Source organism: Endozoicomonas sp. SESOKO3 (assembly GCF_024606255.1).
This window is the reverse complement of sequence record NZ_JAHHPR010000091.1, coordinates 1-19,328: the sequence shown is the minus strand read 5'-3', so window position 1 is coordinate 19,328 and position 19,328 is coordinate 1. Positions and strand designations below refer to the sequence as shown.

Genomic DNA, 19,328 nt, shown 5'->3' with positions numbered 1-19,328 from the left:
CCCTGAGTCCAGTTGAGGACAGTTTTTATCATGCTGATTTTGCGTGGTGCTCCGGCTCTCTCGCCGTTTCGTAGCCAAAAGCTGCTTGAAACCCTGCAACACAGGATCCCTGAAATCACCGGTGTTTTTGCCGAATACCAGCACTTTGTCCGGGTCGACGAAGCATTGTCCGACCAGGAATTGAAGGTTCTGGAACAGCTACTGACCTATGGTCCCCGGATGCAGGAAGGTGAGTGTTCAGGCGCTCTTTTTCTTGTTGTACCCCGTCCGGGCACTATTTCTCCATGGTCCAGTAAAGCCACCAACATCGCTGAAAATTGTGGTCTCAGCAAGGTGCACCGGATTGAACGCGGTCTGGCTTACTATGTGTCCGCTGAACAAGGCCTCAATGAACACCAGAAACAAGTGGTATCCAGCCTGATTCACGACCGCATGACCGAGGCTGTTTTGGCTGATGACAGAGAAGCAGAGCTTCTTTTTGCAGAAACCGAGCCAGCGCCCTTGACCCGTGTCGATATTCTCGAAGGCGGGCGTGAGGCTCTGGTTGCCGCCAACCAGTCCCTTGGACTTGCACTGGCAGAAGATGAAATGGATTATCTGGTCACCAGCTATGAGGGTTTGGACAGGAACCCGACGGATGTAGAGCTGATGATGTTTGCTCAGGCCAACTCTGAGCACTGCCGCCATAAGATCTTCAATGCGACCTGGACCATTGACGGTTTACAGCAGGATCATTCTTTGTTCCAGATGATCCGTAACACCCACAGTATGAGCAGTGAAGGTGTGCTCTCAGCCTATAAAGACAACGCATCCGTTATTAAAGGCTCCAAAGCCGGACGTTTTTTCCCGTCTCCTGAAAAGAAAGATTACCAGTACCACCAGGAAGACATTCATATCCTGATGAAAGTGGAAACGCACAACCATCCCACTGCCATCTCGCCATGGCCGGGTGCTTCTACCGGTGCGGGGGGGGAGATCCGTGATGAAGGTGCGACCGGTCGAGGCTCCAAGCCAAAGGCAGGTCTGACCGGTTTCTCCGTATCCAATCTGAACATTCCCGGCTACAAACAGCCATGGGAAAAAGAGTATGGCAAGCCGGATCGGATCGTGACTGCTCTGGATATTATGCTGGAAGGCCCTCTGGGTGGTGCGAGCTTTAACAACGAATTTGGTCGTCCAAACCTGTGCGGCTACTTCCGTACTTTTGAGGCCACAGCCAAAGGGTCTGTGGGTGAAGAAGTGAGGGGTTACCATAAGCCCATCATGTTGGCAGGCGGCCTGGGTAATATCCGGGCTGATCATGTTGAAAAAGGAGATATTCCCGTTGGCGCCAAGCTGATTGTTCTGGGCGGTCCGGCCATGCAGATCGGTCTGGGTGGTGGTGCGGCCTCTTCCATGACGTCCGGTGAAGGTCAGGAAGACCTGGACTTTGCCAGCGTTCAGCGCGACAACCCCGAGATGGAGCGTCGTTGTCAGGAAGTGATTGACCAATGCTGGCAGCTGGGTGATGAGAACCCTATCGCCTTTATCCACGACGTAGGCGCGGGAGGTCTTTCCAATGCTCTGCCGGAACTGGTCAGTGATGGTGGCCGCGGTGGTCGCTTCCAGCTCAGGGATATTCTGAATGATGAGCCCGGCATGTCCCCCCTGGCACTTTGGTGTAATGAATCCCAGGAACGTTATGTGATGGCGGTAGCGCCAGAAAATATGGAGCTGTTTGAAGCTATCTGTCAACGCGAGCGCTGTCTCTACGCCGTTGTGGGCGAAGCTACAGAAGAGTCACACCTGTTGGTAGAAGACAGCCACTTTGATAACCAGCCAGTGGATATGCCTCTGGATGTTTTATTGGGCAAACCACCTCGCATGCATCGTGATGTGCAGACTGAAAATATTCAGCAGGACGCACTGGATCTTTCCGGTGTGACACTGGCAGAAGCTTCTGAGCGAGTTCTCAAGCTGCCAACCGTCGCCAGCAAAAACTTCCTGATTACTATTGGCGACCGCTCTATCACCGGTCTGGTAGCCCGTGAGCAGATGGTTGGCCCCTGGCAGGTACCTGTTGCTGACTGTGCGGTTACCGCTACTGCTTTTGATACCTGTACCGGTGAAGCCATGTCCATGGGTGAAAGAACCCCTCTGGCTCTTATTAATGCGCCTGCATCGGGTCGTATGGCGATTGGTGAAGCGATTACCAACATCGCCAGCACCCGGATTGACAAGCTCGGCGATATAAAACTGTCGGCAAACTGGATGGCTGCTGCCGGTCATCCGGGTGAGGACGCCAAACTCTATGAAACCTGTAAAGCAGTAGGCATGGAACTCTGCCCGAAATTGGGTATTGCTATTCCGGTAGGCAAAGACTCTATGTCCATGCGTACCAACTGGAAAGACGGTGATGTTGAAAAGAGTGTTACCTCACCGCTGTCTCTGGTTATTTCGGCTTTTGCTCCTGTGACCGACATACGCAAGACCGTCACTCCAGAGCTGAGAACCGATAAGGGTGAGACCGATCTGCTGCTGGTGGATCTGGGTCGTGATCATAACCGTCTGGGTGCTTCTGCCCTGGCACAGGTTTATGGTCAGATGGGTGATGTTGCTCCTGATGTTTTCTCTGCAGAAGACCTGAAAGGCTTCTTCACGGGTATCCAGCAATGTCTGGAAGAGGACCTGCTGTTGGCTTACCACGACCGTTCAGACGGTGGTCTCTTTACCACACTGGTTGAGATGGCCTTTGCCGGTCACACCGGTATTGAGGTGAATCTGGATAAATTGGCGGGCTCTGAAGCGGCCATCATTCCAGCCCTTTTTAATGAAGAGTTGGGTGCTGTTCTGCAGGTTCGTCGTGCCGACAAAGGTAAGGTCAAGGATATTCTGGCCGGACTGGGACTGGGTTCCTGCACTCACACCATTGCTGCCCTGAGATCGGATCAGCGTATCAACTTTACCTTTAATGGTGAGCTGATCAGTAGCGAAAGCCGGGTTAAATATCAGCGCTGGTGGGCTGAAACCAGTTATCGCATGCAGGCACTCAGGGATAACCCTGAATGTGCCCGTCAGGAGTTTGATAACCTGCTTGATGACGGCGATACAGGCTTACATGCCTCTTTGCCTTTTGACATCAATAGGGATGTTGCCGCTCCCTATATTGCCACTGGAGCCAGCAAACCACAGGTGGCCATTCTGAGGGAGCAGGGTGTTAACGGCCATGTGGAAATGGCGGCGGCTTTTGACAAGGCCGGCTTTTGTGCAGTGGATGTTCACATGAGTGACATTCTTTCCGGTCGCCGTGAGCTGGCTGAATTCAAAGGATTGGTAGCCTGTGGCGGCTTCTCATACGGTGACGTTCTGGGAGCAGGTGAAGGCTGGGCGAAATCGGTGCTGTTTAACAGCATGGCCCGTGACCAGTTTGCGGCTTTCTTTGATCGCCCGGACAGCTTTGCTCTGGGTGTCTGCAATGGCTGTCAGATGCTGTCCAATCTCCATGAATTGATTCCCGGTGCTGAGCACTGGCCACACTTCGTCCGTAACCAGTCTGAGCAGTTTGAAGCCAGAACCGTGATGGTCGAAGTGCAGCAAAACAAGTCCATTCTCCTCAGGGGTATGGAAGGTTCCAGAATGCCCATTGCAGTGGCACACGGTGAAGGTTATGCCGAGTTCAAAAAGGCTGACCAAATCAGGAAACTGTCTGCGGGTGGTCAGCTGGCCCTGAGATATGTGGATAATCAGGGGCGGGCTACTGAACGTTACCCATACAACCCCAATGGTTCCGCTGAAGGTATTACGGGCCTGACTTCTGCCGATGGCAGGGTGACGATTATGATGCCTCACCCGGAAAGGGTATTCAGGGCGGTTCAGAACAGCTGGTATCCGGATACCTGGGGTGAAGATTCACCCTGGATGAGAATGTTCAGGAATGCCCGGGTCTGGGTTGACTGATATCTGCACAGCAACAGGCTTGTCTGGTTATCCTTTTTGCACCATGACTATTGAAAGGACAACCAGACAGCTCGAGCTAGATAAACATATTCTCAATCGCATTAACCTCTTCATCGGTCAAAGCGACTTTGTCGCAATGAAGATCCTGATTCATATGATCGGATTGAGTCGTGCCGGTGAGGGTGAGCATCCCCATTCTTTGGCAGGCCTGAAAAATGACCTGTGCTGCGGTTAAGCCTGTTCGACTGACAATGGCTTGAAATTGGGGGTGGCCCAGTATGGCGTGGTTGGCCGTGAGTAAGGAAAAGCCTTGGTAAATAATATCGTGATGCTGACAGGCCGCTCTCACTTCTCTATCCCAGCCCATTGAGGCAAAGCAACGGTTCTGGACAATGCGTGGACGAATGTCGGTGTGGAGAGTCAGCCCCTCCAGTTGTCGTGCAGAAAAGTTGGAAACGCCCAGCAGTTTGATATGACCATCACGGTAGAGTCCTTCCATGGCCGTCCAGACTTCCAGATCGTCTTCCGAGAGACCTTCCCTTTGAGAAGGGCCATGGAGAAGGTAGGCATCCAGATAGTCAGTGCCAAGGTGTTCAAGGGAAGATTGGAAAGATTGCAAAACCTGCTCGGTTAAACTGGCTGAAGGGTCATAGGGCAGCCGGTCATCCTGACCTCTCTGATAGGTAAACTTGGATTGCAGGAAGAGCTGTTCGCGGCTTATTTTTTCCTGTTGATAAATCTTTTGCAGGCCATGACCAACACCGAGCTCAAAATAATGTTTGCGCTGATTGGCCGTATCAATGCCAGTGAAGCCCAGTTTCAGGGCATTCTCTACCAGCCCCTGGGTGGCTTCTTCTTTCCAGGCGGTACCGTATATAAAGCAGGGAACCCGAACACCGTTAATCTCTCTGGACGCTCGGGCTGTATTGAGCTGGCTCATGGTTTTTTAACCTTGTGAGTTATGGCCATTGATGTTTTTTGAGTCAGTTATTTGGGACAACTATCCATAGAAGCATCACATGCGCCAACGCCAGATTTTGGTACATAGGCGTCGCCGAGAATGTTTCTTTGTGCCTGCTCAGGGAGTTCATGGACACCTTTGCAGTGCATAAGCGAATTATATCCACTGGAAACCTTATCTAAAACCACCAGACAATATTGTTGAGAAACTGTGTCAAAGTAGCTTGTTGTGATCCTTTCGTACCACGGATCCCTAAAGTTGTTCTCCTGTATTAGTTGTATTTCTGCACCAACCATGGTGGACGCTGCAGCCAATAGGGCTGCCAAAATGAATTTTTTCATAGAATTTACTCCTACTGTCAAATAATCAAAGTTAAGTTCACCAAAAAGTCAGGATTTCACTTGAGTTTTTAATGAACGGTTAATTATTGGACATTCGTTCTAATAAAGAGTTCCGGCGAGACGCTTTAACAATGGCCAATTATGCTTTTTGAGTCAGATAGCAGAAAGGATTTGAAACTCGGTTAAGACAAAGTGATCGGTCATTCCGCTGACGTAATCAATCAATAATCTTGCCCGGTAATACCATTCCAGTTCGTCCTGTTCTTGAGCGGAGTAACAGCTGTCAGGCAATGATTTCACTGCCCGATGATACGCCATTTTGTGTTTGCAAGAGAGTCGGTGGTAAAGACGTTGCTCGATAAAATGTCGGCTGGAATCTTTTTTAGCAATACCGACGAACTCTGCACCGGGTAACTCCAGCAGAGGCTGGAAAATATCCATCAATCCCATCAGGGCAGAGTAGCCCCTGAGTTCTGGTGTTTCCTTCTCCATACTGGTAAAGACGTAGCGGATAGCGACGGTTTTCAATGTATTCAGTGCAAGGTGCTGGTCGGACTGGCCGTCGATCAGTGGCTCATCCAGAGTTCCGTCGAAGACAGCCTGATGCTGTTGCAGATAACGCTTTGCTGCATAATCCACCAGATCTCTGACCAGCCGGGTGCGCAGTCGGACAATAAACTCCTGCTTGTTATCGCCGGCTCTGCTGATCGCAGACTCCATAATATTGGGCAGATAGTCGTTATCTACAGTCAATTCTTCCCAGACCCCATAGAGACTGAAGCGAAGATCGCGGAAAGAGAGAATCCCCTTGTCGACGGCATCTTCAAGATCGGCAATGCAGTAGGAAATATCGTCGGCGGCTTCCATGATGTAAACCAGTGGGAAGCGGCAACCCTCATCAATAGCCAGATGCTGCCGGATGTCGGACACCAGATCGGCTTCTGAAAAATAATAACCCGGCTTTTTCTTACGGTAAGCATCGGGTGAGTCTTTATCAGGTCTTGGTTCGTAGGGCGTGCGGGTGTATTTCATCAGCGCGCCCATCTGGGAATAAGTCAGGTTCAGGTCCTGAAGATGATGAATAATTCTTAACGCCTGAGCATTGCCTTCATAGGTATACAAGTCTGGTAGCAGGGTTGATTCCAGCAGCACTGAGCGGGCTTTCTGACCTTTGAACGCTTTTTCATGACAAAGCCGGGCTTTATCCTGCATCCAGCGGCTGATGGCCGCCTCGCCAAAATGGCCGAACGGAGGGTTGCCAATGTCGTGCATCAGGCAGGACATCTCAACCAGATTGATAAAAGATGTTTCTTGGTTTTCCAAGCCCAATGATGTTAACTGATCGGCTTCGGACAGGCGTTGAAGAATCGTCTGTGCCAGAAACCGACCGGTTTGTTGCACTTCCAGAGAGTGCGTTAGACGACTGCGAACAGCGGCATTGGTCTCCAGAGGGTAAACCTGAGTTTTTTGTTGCAGTCGGCGTACGGCAGCGGACTGAATGATTCGGCCCCGGTTACTCTCTGTTTCCGTTAACAGATCCCGATCCGGGTCGGCAGAACTGACTCTGGGTCGAGTGCAGGTGAGTTTAGTCAGATAGTTCATGCTGATCATAGTCGGCAGGAGCCCCTTTAAGGTGAGGTTTGCCTTGGCTCTGCAGATGCTGAAACACCGAGTGTCAGCAAATGCATAGGGTTGTGGACACAGGAATAAACCATTATTACAGCTCTGCCGGACATTGACCTTCGAATATCAATTGAACGTATTCCCGCTCCAGATATCCCGGTTTGCACGTCAAATAATGCAACAGGAGTTCATCAGCAAGCCTGCGATCAACCTCCGGGCATTCCACTTTGTAATTGAGAATAGACAGCATCTTGCAGTTGAAATTGAAAATCCAGTTTTGCACCGTACTCGATGGATGAATGGAATCTATATAGAAATGATCACTGCGGTTCTTGCAGGGACTCGCCTTATAACTTTCGCAGATATCCACCTGAGCATTATCAGAACAGCCTCTGAAGGTGACATCAAGACAGGGCGTTTCAGTGTTAACATCTCGCTGGCGAGCCTGTTCTAACATAATGTCAAACATTCTGTTGTAATCGAAAAACAGCAGTAACAGGTCAGGATACTTTTTTTTCAGCCGGAAAAACGCTTTCACGGCCATCCGGTTATGATTGATGATCACCTGATGCACTTCCTGACGATCCTCTGAATTGCGCAGGCAGGGTGTTTTAGTAACATCGGGAAGCGTCCCCCAGAAAATGGTTCTGGCCCCATGTTCATAGAGATTTTCAATAGCCGCTGACAGCTTGGCGATCACCAGGTGGTAATTCCAGTAACGGTTGAGATAATCATTAGCGCCACCTGCCAACATAAAAACCTGCCCCTCAGAAAAGGGGGAATGATGTTGCAGCAGATGATTAACCTGTTCCTCAACCGAACTCAGAATAGGCTTTCCGCCTCTGATGCTATTGGTGAGAAAACTGATATTGGCCAGCCGACTTTCACCAAACAGAAAGGACCAGAAAAAATCCACTAACACTTCTGAAAAACCTACCACTGTGCTGCCGCCATGAGACTGATCGACATACTCGGTTTTATTGGATGGATTCAGATACAGGGCTTTGGCTATCAGTTCCGGCGCCATCAGATCATCACAAAAACGCCCTTCGTGATAATTGGCACCGGGTATGGCGCCACAAAAACTGCCAAAAACAAAGCCCGGTAACATACGACCGCCCCAGGGATAAAGTGCCATTTGACGTTCATCCAACGTACCGCTGCCTTCAAGAAATCGACTGTAGCTGTAAAAATTCCCCGAATCAACGGTGCTGTCTCCCACCACAAAGACATTGCTGACAGGCAGGGGCTCCCGGGCACAAAAGCGTTCAGTGAGTTTGGGATAAAACATCTTTTCGTACGCTAAACAAGGTAACGACAACAGCAATATCATACTAAGCCACCCACGAATCATAGTGAAACTCCCATTAGGCCGACCAGTAAAAAGCTGAGGATTATAGTGGATTACCCTTTAGGTTTGGTGAAAAAAGCGTGAAATCATCCGAAGTACCGGGGTGTACGGCCCCGGCAAGGTTGTTAACTTACATGATATTGAATGATATGCCTGGCGAGGTAAGGAGTGTTGGAAACTTGGTTTGAAGCCTCAATAATAGCGGTTTAGTATCCTGTAAAGTCTCACGACCAGTCTTATTGTTTGGTACTGAAGAAGCGGGATCAAGCTTCATTCTTTTATTCTTTTCATCTTTAAAAGGATCTTCAAAAGCTCCATCAATCTGATTGGTTTGTGACGAATTAACCTCCATATTCTGAGGTGTTTCAATGCTTACTGCCGCATCAAAGTGCTCCAGTAGAGCTACTGAACTGGGGTAGTGGATAAGATAGGCTGAAGACTGATGGGGGTTGGTCAGAATTTGGGCGACGAAGAGCCTGGCTTGATCGAAATTTTGGCTTAACAACAATTGCAAAAGGAGTGCCCTTTGACTTTCAGAGAGATCAGGAAAGGTATAGTTTTTGTTTTCTAACAGAATTGCCAAAAGGTTAGGAGCAAAATTTACCCAGCGTTTCAGGTCATAAATCTCGCGATGAGCCCCATAGTCACCTTGTGTAATCACTGGAAACCAGACTCCCTGTGTCGGTACAAGCAAGGCAATAAGCTGAGCATCGCCAAATTGTTGTAATCTGCCCAACTCCGATTGAGCGAGTGAGGCTGAGTCAGTAATGACATTATTATTGAGAACGGATGGAATCACGTCAGCATCGATCCCCAATAGTAGCTCTAGTTCTTGCATCAGTTTTTCCTTGTCAGGATAATCCTGAATCGTTGAATAAATCTGACGAAGGTTATAATCCATAATCTGCCTAACTGCTTGCTGGTCCCATACGTCCCATACGCCTGCTTGTCCTGACCGTCTATTCCGGTTGAATATCTCTGCAATGGACGAGAACATACAGTTGCCATCGCCATTTATCCTTATCAGCTCAAAACCATCGGGGACAGGGTTATGGCAATAATCGGGTTCAAAAATCTGCTTTTTGGGGTATCCCTTTTCCATCTTTTTATATAATTGCCCTACTTGTTGCCTGATGCGTTTGTCTTCTTTCATGCAAGCTTTGTGAAAAGGCTTTACCAGCGTCTCTTTTGGTTTGCCAGTGGTTCTGTTTGTCGTACGTCCTTTTCCTCTTATGGGGTTTTCAGTTTCATAAAGTTCACGACAATGGTAACAGGTTTGTCTGAAACCACCTTTTCCATTCGGAGCATTAACCAGAAGCTCTGGAGTCTTTTTCCTGAATAAAGAGATTAATTCATCCGTTTTATCTTTGCTGGAAAAAAACGAATTTTGATCTTTGCTTTTCAGTAAAGCTTGCAGTGAAGCTTTTACATCTTGAATTTTTGTTCGATCTTCGTATTTTTTCAAAACACTTAACATAAACTTATTTAAAAACTCTTCGGATTCGAAATCCAGATCGCCGGAGTAATACTTGGCGGTAGGAAACAAGTGATCAAGAAAAAGTGGCATAATATTTTTCTCACCATCAACAATCTTGCGCATATTCTTGATATTAAGCTGAAGCCCTTCAAGCTCATTGTCATAAAGAGTAAGGTCGAAAGCCTGTTTATGAAAAGAATTAAAAACTATTTTTGTGAAAAGGAAATCAACAATTTGTAGTACATTAAAAGCTACAGCAATATCTTTTTTGTTAGAAGCATAGATAGCATCCAGGCTAAATTGCTCAGGTTTTTCTATAAGCTGTTTGACTATTTCAGAACTTGCATCCAATTCGTTATGCATCAGAGCCCTGACACATGTTTCGATCAGATAGTTTAAAACGATACGATAAGTAATTTCTACCTTATCTGGAACATTCATACTGGATAAATATCTCAGGCTTGGGGTCAGATGTCCAAGAAAAAATGCCAAATCCCCGATAACATTATTGTCAATATTCCCATTAATGAGACTTTCAAAAAAAGCATTATTTTCTTTAGCAATTGAATAATTCTCGTCACTTATGAGGAGAGACATCTGAACTCTTTGCAGCAAAAACTCCAAATAGGCCTGAGTTGGCATCCATTTATCGTCCTCCGATAATAATAATGCTTTGGTAATAATGTTATTACCTAGATTTGAAACGGAGGCTTTTTTGAGGTTGTTTGGAATTTTAAATTTATATCTTGATAAATCATACATTGACATTAAAACGAATTTTTTTTCAACGTCTGACATATCATCTCTAACTTTGGGTATCCAGATATTAGGTAGGCTTCCATATTGAGTTCCCCCTCTATAGCGTTCTGTTGTCTTTTGTGTTTCTAAAGGCAAAAAAATCTTATATTGGTGAAGCATATTATTAGATTTTGCCAACTTCTTATTGTCAACAAGATGTATTTCCCATTTTATGAGTTTACGTGGAGCTCTTTTTTTAGCTAGATCGTTATGCATCAAGTGGCGAGGATTTTCTGGGATAAAATAGTTGGCATAATAAAGAGGATAAGTTTTAGCTATTTCAAAGGCTCGACTTTCATAGCCAGGAACTTTAACAATCACTGGTAGAATGTCATGTTTTTTCTTGTGTTTGTTTTTTATCTTTTCTTTTCTACCTTCTTTTTCTGCTTCTTTTTTCTTCCTTATTGCACTCCATTTCTTTATGCCATATAAAACCTTTTTAAAATTATGCTCATCCAGTTTTTTATTCTTATAATAAACGACGGGTTCATTGTTATGAGGTATTTTGAATGCAGACTTCCTCCTGGCCTCATAGATCAGATCATGAAAATTTTTAATCGAGGTAAGCTCAAATTCCAGAACTTCAGCTTCACTATACATTTTAACAGGAATAAAAATATCAGTCTTTATTGACTCTGAATCATCTGATTTATCGAATTCTGAATCCAAATCATCCATTACCAAATAATCAAAAACTGGATCATCGTCATCTTTTATTCTTTCTCGTACACTATTTGCTATCTTATTATGATTCGTTTCTATATAAAGAGGTGTGTCAATTTTTTTTGCCTGAGTATTTGCTAATATTATTTCCTCTGTAATCAAGCTCTGAGGGCTTTTTTGATGAAAATTGTATGCAAGAATACCACTTGTTTTTATATCGAAGTCAGTTGTCACACAATTGATAATATTCAAAATTTGATTTTCTATAGAAAATTTCTCTGGTCCATAATGCACACATTTTGAATAACTCCGCGACCAATTTTTGTATAAAATGCCGAGGTATTCTTTAGAGTTTCTATAACTGTTTGTCAGGAAAAGATCACTGTGAAAAAGATGATACATTTTTGGTCCATATTCAACATGAACTGTTGGTCCTTCGTTGCCTACATTGTCAAAACTAAACACTACTCTAAAAAATGCATCTTGCCACCAACCATAGGGTACTACAAAATCCAGAGATACTCTAAACATATTGTCATCATTGATACTGAATCTAAATTTGTCTGGATACCTATTATCCAGAAAGGTTTGAAGTCGATCAACTGCCATATAAATCTCTCTGGCTTTGGATGCGGAGTTTCTTATGGGTGATAACTTCGGATAGTCTGATGTATTATCGTGTGAATTTTTGGGTGAATTTTTAGGGTAAATTATTTGATCCCCATCTTCTAAGTTTCCTTGCCGGATTATATTGACATTATTTAAAACAAGTTCTCCATTACGTAGTAGATGAAGTTTACGATAAGGAGTGCTATGTGGATGTATTAATCGATAATCAAAGTCTTTGTTTTTCTCTGCCTTAATAGTACATGGTCCCAAGGATTGATATTGCCGAAATTCATAGGACAAATTTACCCAGTCTATACCCTCTGTGGGCACTTGCTCAGCTCTTTCTGATAATAATCTGTCTACATAGTCAGTAACAACACCGGCTGCTCTATTATCCTTAGTGATTTTTATGATAGCTTTTTCTTTACCGTGATGAATCATTGCCTGAACAAGATTGAAAGTTCGTAACAGGGGGTAGGGTATTCCCAACTTGGTAGTATTATCACTCCTCTTAACACTCAATTTTTCAGCTGTTTTCCTATTTTCGCTTATAAAAAAATGATTTCTTTTTCTTCTGTTAATGCATGCCATCGCTCTGTTAATGTAAAGTTCAGCTTCCCTATACAAATGTTTTGTTTTCAGCTCTCGGTCAATTTCTTCATACTCTTGAAGGGTGAGTTGTTTTAGTATGCTTATTTGGTTTTCGTTAAGTGCAAGAGCACTCCCTGACATCAGAGCTATCAATAAAATGAAATATTGAATGAAGTTTTTATTTGATATAGATAACGCAGTAAGAATCATACTTGGGAATCCCCATATATCTTAAAATTTTCTGAATTGAACGCTATTTGAGTAGCTTTACTAATCCCTGTAGACAGTCAATAGTAGCTTGTTTTGATAACATCTGTTTTACGATTGCTGCTATTCATGTATAAGTGAATAAGGCCACATGGGTTACACGACGATTACCAGCCGCCTGAACTTGCGTGGCTTTGTCAATTCTTTGAAGCAAACCGTTGTGTTCCATAAAAATTTGTCGTGAAGGGTGCGCCATATCATTGGAGATCTGATACGGTATGCGGCTAAGATTTGGAAGCCGGTAACGCCGTTCTATAGTTCCAATTACCGGCTTATGGCAAGTTTTGCGACACCCATTTCGCGGCGCCGGGAGTTTTACTTACATGGTATTGGTCGGAGTGTCTGGCATGGAAAGGAGTGCTCGAGCCCTGGTTTGAATCATTAATGATAAGGGGTTTTGGTCCTCCAAAGTTTCATGTGCAGTCTCATTGGTTGAAACGGAAGAAGCGAGGTCAAGCTTGATTCTTTTCTTATTTTCATCGATGGAAAGCGCTTCAAAAGCCTCAATCATCTGAGTCATTTGTGACGAATCAAACTCTGTATTCTGGGGCGATTCAATGCTTATTGCTACATCAAAGTGTTCCAGGAGAGCCTGTGAACTGGGGGAGTGCATAAGATAAGCTGAAGACTGATGGGAGTCTGTCAGAATTTGGGAGACGAAAAGCTTAGCTTGATCGAAATTTTGGTTTAACAACAACTGTAAAAGTAATGACCTTTGGCTTTCAGTGAGATCAGGAAAGCTATAATTTTCGTTTTTTAACAGCATAGCCAAAAGGTAAGGAGCAAAATTGACCCAGCGGTTCAGGTCATAAATCTCGTGATAAGAACCACGATGACCTTGTGTAATGACTGGGAACCAGACACCCTGTGTCGGTACTAGCAATGCAATCAGCTGGGCATCACCAAATTGTTGCAATCTGGCTAACTCCGATTGACCGAAAGAGGCTGAATCAGTAAGGACGTTGTAATCGAGAACGGCAGGAATAACGTCAGCGTCGATCCCCGATAGTAACTCAAGCTCTTGCATCAGTTTTTCCTTGTCAGGATGACTCTGAATCGTGGAAAAAATCTGACGTATGTTATCCTCCATAATTTTCCTTATTGTTTGCTGGTCCCATTTACCAGCTTGTCCTGACCGCCCAGTCCGGCTGTATATCTCTGCAATTGAGGAATACATACAGTTACCATCGCCATTAATTCTTATCAGTTCAAAACGAGATTGAATCTTTAACAATAAGGGATTGAGATCCTCTAAAGTTTGACTATCAATCTCTTTGTTTGAAACTGAAGAAGCAGAATCAGAACTCATTCTTTTACTATTTCCGTTGATGGAAAGCGCTTCTAAAGTGTGATCAATCTCCAAATTCTTGGGAGTATCAGGACTTATTGCTGCATCAAAGTGTTCCGCGAGGGCCACAGAACTGGGGTAGTGAATAAGATAAGCTGAAGCCTGATAGAAGGCTATCAGAATTCGGGAGATGAAGCCTTTCGCGTGTTCGAAATTTTCGTTTAACAACATCTGTAAAAGTGTTGCCCTTTGACTTTCAGAGAGATCAGGAAAGGTATAATTTTCGTTTTGTAACAGCATAGCCAGAAGGTTAGGAGCAAAATTGACCCAGCGCTTAAGGTCGTAAATTTCGTGAAAAGGTCCATCGTGACCTTGTGTTATCACAGGGAACCAGACACCCTGTGTCGGCACTAGCAAGGCAATCAGCTGAGCATCACCAAATTGTTGCAATAGGGCTAACTCCGACTGAGCAAAAGAGGCTGAATCAGTAATGACATTGTTATCGAGAACCGCTGGAATAACGTCAGCATTGATCCCCAACAGTAGCTCAAGCTCTTGCATCAGTTTGTGCTTGTCGGGATGATTCTGAATCGTGAAAAAAATCTGACGAAGGTTATCATCGATAATCTGCCTTATTGTTTGCTGGTTCCATTTTCCTGTTTGTCCTGACCCTCTATGCCTGTTGAAAATCTCTGCAATGGATGAGTACATTGAGTTTCCATCGCCATTAATTCTTATCAGCTCATAACCGTCAGGAACGGGAATGTGATGAAAATAGTAGGGTTCATAAATCTGTGTTTTAGGGTATCCTATTTCCATCTTTTTATATAATTGCCTTGCTTGTTCCCTGATGCGTTTGTCTTCAATCATACATGCTTTGTGAAAAGGCCTTACCAGTGGTTCTTTCGGTTTTTTAGAGCTTCGGTTTGTACGACGGCCTTTCCCTCTTATGGGATTTTCAGTTTCATAAACTTCACCGCAATGGTAACAGGTTTGTCTGAAACCACCTTGTCCATTCGGAACATTAACCATAAGCTCAGGCGTATTCTTTCTGAATAAAGAGATTAATTTCTCCGTTTTTTCCTTACTGAAAATATCCGATTTATGTTCTGTGTTTTTCAGAAAAGATTGCAGTGAAGCTTTTATATCTTTATTTGTGGTTCGATTTAAGATTTTTTGCAAAACTTTTGAGGTAAACTTATTTGAAAAAATGTTAGTTTTGAAATCAAGATTATTGGAGTAATGCCTCGCGGCAGGTAACAAGTGACTCAAAAGTAGTGGAATAAGATTTTTCTCACCATCAAAAATTTTACGCATGCTCTTGATACTAAGCTGAAGACTTTCTAACTCATTCTCATAAAAAGAAAGATCTAAAGCTTTATTATTAAAAGGATTGAAAAGGATTTTTGTAAAAAGTAAATCAGCAATAAATAATCCATTAAAAGCTACAGCAATGCTGGATTTGATGGAAGTGTGAATATCCTTCAGGGTAAATTGATCCGGTCTTTCTATAAGTTTTTTAACTATTCCAGAACTTGCGTCAAATTCGTTATCAGTCAGAGTCCTTACACATACTTCAATGAGATAGTTTAAAACAATACGATAAATAACTTCTACCTTATCTGGAGCATTAAAACTGGATACGTATCTCAGGCTTGGAGCCAGGTGTCCAATAAAAAAGCCCAAATCCTTGATAATATTCTCATCAATATTTCCACAGATGACACTTTCAAAAAAAACATTATTTTCCTTTTCAATTGAATAATCTTCATGACTTATAAGGAGAGACATCTGAACTCTTTGCAGCAAAAGTTCCAAATGGCTATGGTTTGACAACAAATCATGGTCCTGTGTCTTTAATAGTGATTTGATTATAATATTGTTACCAAGATTTAAAACGTGCGCTTTTTTAAGGTTGTTTGGAATTTTGAATTTTCTTCTTGATAAGTCATACATTGACATTAAGGCGAATTTTTTTTCAACGTCTGACATACCATCTCTAACAGTAGGTATCCAGACATTGGCGAAACTTCCATGCTGAGCTCCATCCCTATAGCGCTCTGTTGTCTTTTGCATTTCTAAAGGTAAAAGAAGTTTGTATTGATAGAGCATATTATTAGCTTTTGCTATTTTCTTTTTTTTAGCTAAATGTATCTCCCATTTTATGGGCTTGCGTACCCCGGTTACGTTATGCATCTCGTTATACGCCCAGTGACGCGGATTTTCTGGAACATAATAGCTAACTGAATGAGCTATAGCATGCTCAAACGCTAGCCTTTCATAATCAGGAACTTTAACTATCATCGACAGGATGTTATGTTTTTTATTTATTATCTTGCCTTTCTCTTCTTTCTTATTTTTTGTATTTGTCTTTTCTATGTCATATAAAACCTTTTTGAAATTATTCTCATCCAGTTTTTCATTGTTATAATAAACAATGGGTTGTACATTTTTTGCTATTTTAAATCCCGACTTATTCCTGGCCTCATAGATCAGATCATCAAGATTTTTAATCGAAGTAGAATCAAATTCTACAATTTCAGCTTCACCATGCATTTCGGCTGGAATAAAAATATCAGTCCTTATTGATTTTATCTTTTCTATATTATCGTACTCAACATCCATAACCAAATAATCGAAAGTTGGATCTTCTCCAGCTTTTACTCTTTTATTCACACTTGTTTTTATCTTATTATGATCGGTTTCTACATAAACAGAATTGTCATTTTCTATTGCTCGAGTATTGACTTTTATTATTTCTTTTGTAATCAGATCCTGAGGGCTTTCTCCATATTCATTACGTGAAAGAATACCTTCTGATCTTATATTGGAGTCAGCAGTCAGAAAATTGATAGTATTTAATATCTGCTCTTCCACAGAAAAATTTTCCGATCCATAGCGTACACGTCCTGGGCAATCAAACCACCAACGTTTGTTTAAGACGCCATTCATTATGGGAGGGCCGTCACTGAGTCTTTGAGAATTTTTATGGGTCTCCTCAATGCAAAGACGTATACCGGGAACATTGGATACTCTTGGTCCAGATATAACATAAGTGTCTGGTCCTTCGTTGCCAATATTGTCAAAAAGATAATCTATTCTAAAAAATGCATCTTTCCACCAACCATAGGGAGCTACGAAATCCAGGGATACCTTAAGCATATTTTTTTCATCGATACTGAATCTAAATTTATCTGGATACCTCTTATTAAGAAAAGTTTGAAGTCTATCGACAGCAATATAAATCTCTCTGGCTTTGGATGCGGAATTTCTCTTGGGTGATAATGGGTTAGGTTTGAATTTTTTAAAAGAGTTAGGATAGATTATTTTATCTCCATCCTTTAAGTTTCCTTGTCGAATTATATTGACATGGGTCAAAATATATTCTCCGTTGCGTAGCAGGTGTAGTGAATGGTGAGCAGGAGGGCGTCGCTGGTATAGTACATAATGTGGGTGGTCGAATGAACATATTGATTGACAATTAAAGTCTTTATTTTTTTCTGTCGTAATAACACGCGTTATTTTTTTAGCGAAATTTCGATCTTCAAAAAACACATGTACCAGCACCGTATCCATTGTGGTCTTTTGCTTAGCTTTTTCCGATAATAATCTATCTACATAGCTTTCAACAACAATGGCTGCCCTATTTTTTTTATGCGTAACCTGATCTTCATTTGTTAATTGTGTTTGCTCGGTAGATTCCACTTTACCATAGTGAATCATTGCCTGAACAAGATTAAACGTCCTGAGTAGGCTGTAAGGTATACCGAACTTGCTAGTATTGTCGTTAGCCTTAACAGCCATTTTTTCAGCTATTTCCCTGTTTTTTCTTATAAAAAAATTATTTCTTTTTCTTCTATTTATGTTTGACATCACTTTGTTAACGTAAAATTGAGCTTGTACATATAAATCTTTTTCTTTAAGCTCTCGATCAAGTTCTTCATATTCTTGAATGGTGAGCTGTTTTAGTATGCTTTTTTGAGTTTCGTTCAGTGCAAGAACACTGTCTGATATCAGGGTTATTAATAAAATGATAAAATAAATGAATTTTTTATTTGATTTAGATAAAACAGTAAGAATCATACTTGGGAATCCTTATGATATCTTAAAAGCTTCTGAATTGAACGCCGCTGGTTGAGCAGCCTTACTCATCGCAGTAGCCAATCAATAATAGTTTGTTTTAAAAAAAACCGCCTCCCAATTGCTGGTACTGATGTTTAAGTTAATAAGGCCTCATAGGTTACACGACGATTAACTGTTGCCTTAACTTGGGTCGCCTTTTGAATTCCCTGAAATATTAACTTACATAGTATTGTCTGTGGTGATAAGCAGCGCTCCAGCCGCGGTTTGAATCATTAATGATAAGGGATTGCGATCCTGTAAAGTCTCACGGTCAGTGTTATTGGTTGAAACTGAAGAATCAGCCTCTGTATTTTGGGGTGTTGCAGGGCGTACTGCTGCATCAAAGTGTTCCAGGAGAGCCGCTGAACTGGGGTAGTGAATAAGATAAGCTGAAGCGTGATGAGGGGCAATTGTAAGTCTTGAGACCAAGAGCGCAGCTTGATCGAACTTTTGGTTTAACAACAATTCTAAAAGTGTTGCTCTTTGACTTTCAGAGAGATCAGGAAAGGTATAATTTTTGTTTTGTAGCAGAATAGTCAACAGGTTGGGAGAAATATTTACCCAGCGATTAAGGTCATAAATCTCGTGATTAGGCCCGTAGTCGCCTTGTGTAATCACAGGGAACCACACACCCTGTGTCGGAACTAACAATGTAATAAGCTGGGCATCGCCAAATTGTTGTAATTTGGCTAACTCTGACTCAGCGAAAGAAGCTGAATCGGTAATGACATTGTTATCGAGAACGGCTGGAATCATGTCAGCATCGATCCCCAATAGAAGTTGAAGCTGTTGCATCATTTTTTTCTTATCAGGATGATTCTGAATAGTGGAATAAATCTGGCGGAGGTTATAATCCATAATCTGCCTTATTGTTTGTTGGTTCCATACGTCTGCTTGTCCTGACCGACCATTCCGGTTGAATATCTCTGCAATAGACGAGTACATGCAATTACCATCACCATTAACCCTTATCAACTCAAAACCATCGGGGACAGGATTATAGTGATAATCGGGTCCACGCAACTGTTTTTTGGGGTATCCCTTTTCCATCTCTTTGTATAATTGATTTGCTTGTTTCTTGATGCATCTGTCTTTTTCCATACATTTCTTGTGAAAAGGCCTTACTCTTATTTCTTTTGGTTTACCAGTTTTTTTGTTTGTCTTGCATCCTTTTCCTCTTATGGGGGTTTTAGTTTCATAAATTTCACGACAGTGGCAACAGGTTTGTCGGAAGCCACCTTGTCCACTCGGAACATTAACTAGAAGCTCCGGAGTGTTTTGCCTGAATAAAGAGATTAATT

8 protein-coding genes are annotated in these 19,328 nt (G+C 42.9%); 1 reads left to right on the top strand and 7 read right to left on the bottom strand.

Features of this window, described 5'->3' with window-relative positions:
* Positions 1-30 precede the first annotated feature (30 nt).
* Positions 31-3,936, top strand: a complete 3,906-nt coding sequence (gene purL, locus KDK18_RS01475; protein WP_257252673.1) for a phosphoribosylformylglycinamidine synthase — start codon at positions 31-33, stop codon at positions 3,934-3,936.
* A 76-nt stretch (positions 3,937-4,012) separates the two neighbouring features.
* Here the strand turns inward: purL and KDK18_RS01470 are convergent, their stop codons facing one another.
* The 7 genes from KDK18_RS01470 to KDK18_RS01440 form a co-directional block, all read right to left on the bottom strand.
* Positions 4,013-4,876, bottom strand: a complete 864-nt coding sequence (locus KDK18_RS01470; RefSeq protein ID WP_257252672.1) for an aldo/keto reductase — start codon at positions 4,874-4,876, stop codon at positions 4,013-4,015.
* A 47-nt stretch (positions 4,877-4,923) separates the two neighbouring features.
* A complete protein-coding gene (locus KDK18_RS01465; RefSeq protein WP_257252671.1) occupies positions 4,924-5,238 on the bottom strand; it encodes a hypothetical protein in 315 nt (104 codons plus the stop codon).
* Between the two features lie 153 nt (positions 5,239-5,391).
* Entirely contained in the window at positions 5,392-6,849 is a 1,458-nt protein-coding gene (gene dgt / locus KDK18_RS01460; RefSeq protein ID WP_257252670.1) for a dGTPase, read from the bottom strand.
* A 106-nt stretch (positions 6,850-6,955) separates the two neighbouring features.
* Positions 6,956-8,152, bottom strand: coding sequence for an SGNH/GDSL hydrolase family protein (locus KDK18_RS01455; RefSeq protein WP_257252668.1), 1,197 nt, complete (start codon positions 8,150-8,152; stop codon positions 6,956-6,958).
* A gap of 190 nt (positions 8,153-8,342) precedes the next feature.
* Positions 8,343-12,560, bottom strand: coding sequence for a hypothetical protein (locus tag KDK18_RS01450; protein WP_257252666.1), 4,218 nt, complete (start codon positions 12,558-12,560; stop codon positions 8,343-8,345).
* Positions 12,561-12,936: 376 nt separating this feature from the next.
* Positions 12,937-17,988 carry a hypothetical protein gene (locus KDK18_RS01445; protein WP_257252664.1) on the bottom strand — a complete coding sequence of 1,684 codons (5,052 nt, stop codon included), beginning with the start codon at positions 17,986-17,988 and terminating at the stop codon, positions 12,937-12,939.
* Positions 17,989-18,207: 219 nt separating this feature from the next.
* Positions 18,208-19,328, bottom strand: a 1,121-nt coding sequence (locus KDK18_RS01440; protein ID WP_257252663.1) for a hypothetical protein, incomplete at its 5' end; no start/stop codon positions are given.